The organism is Bradyrhizobium sp. Kon37, from assembly GCF_055807535.1.
Genome location: NZ_JBVVOY010000170.1, coordinates 1 through 372, shown reverse-complemented (window position 1 = coordinate 372; position 372 = coordinate 1). Strand labels below are relative to the sequence as shown.

Sequence of the window (372 nt, the reverse complement as noted above, 5' to 3'; positions counted from 1 at the left end):
CAAATGGCCGTTTTGTCAGAGCAAGCATTTACAAAAGCCTGCATCGCCACCACATAAGACGGATTTTCAAAGCCGATATAAAAGCCCGTGATCATCCGACTAAACACATCAATCACAATGTAAAGCGTTGGTCTTCCTATGATTTTTTGGCGATCATGATGATCCACTAAATAAATATCAGCAATCGTGGCATCAATCTCATAACGACTCCCAGGGCCTAACGCCTGAGAAGTGGCTGTACTACTTAAGGGTCGTACGTCTTTTTTATATACCCCTGCTTTAACTCTAGACTTTAAGCGCTGAGCTTTAGGGTATTCTCGATCATAAAAATAACGAAACTGACGTAGTGTTGGGTAATCCTCTTGGGGAATG

General features: G+C 42.2%; 1 pseudogene. It reads right to left on the bottom strand.

The features are described 5' to 3' along the window. Positions 1-372: pseudogene (locus tag AC0L3J_RS37650) on the bottom strand (transposase); the annotation flags it as partial.